The organism is Streptomyces sp. SID12501 (assembly GCF_010550245.1).
Classification (GTDB): domain Bacteria; phylum Actinomycetota; class Actinomycetes; order Streptomycetales; family Streptomycetaceae; genus Streptomyces.
Genome location: NZ_JAAGLU010000788.1, coordinates 1 through 421, shown reverse-complemented (window position 1 = coordinate 421; position 421 = coordinate 1). Strand labels below are relative to the sequence as shown.

Annotated in this window: 1 protein-coding gene; it reads right to left on the bottom strand. The window is 71.3% G+C overall.

Translation table 11 applies throughout. The features are described 5' to 3' along the window. A partial coding sequence (locus G3I71_RS48460) for a transposase family protein (RefSeq protein ID WP_164325360.1) occupies positions 1 to 384 on the bottom strand: 384 nt, incomplete at its 3' end. Between the last annotated feature and the right edge of the window lie 37 nt (positions 385 to 421).

The window sequence follows — 421 nt, the reverse complement described above, 5'->3', positions numbered from 1 at the left end:
ACCGGACTGTACGACCGTTCGACCGCCGTCGACCACGGCCTGCCCGCACGCGGTCCGCAACCGCTCCGTCAATCGCATCCGGGCCGGTATCTGCGCGATCTGCTCGGTGAACGTGCCCCGTTCACACCGCTTCTCACGGCACTGCCAGCGCCGCTTGTGCCAGCGGACGGCCACCGCGCTCCCGCCGTGGGCCAGATCACGGGGCCGCGTCACGGTGAGCCCCTTGACCCGGGTGGCGAACGTCCCGCAGGCCGGACAGGCCCGCGCCGCCGGGTCCGTGGTCACCAGATGGACCGTGCGCATCCCGTCCTCGGCCCGGTCCACCCTCACCACCGCGACCCCCTCCAGATCGAACAGCGCCGTCGCGCCGGTATCGTGTCCCACGCCGCCCGCGTCACTTGTAGATCCACTGCCTGAACAA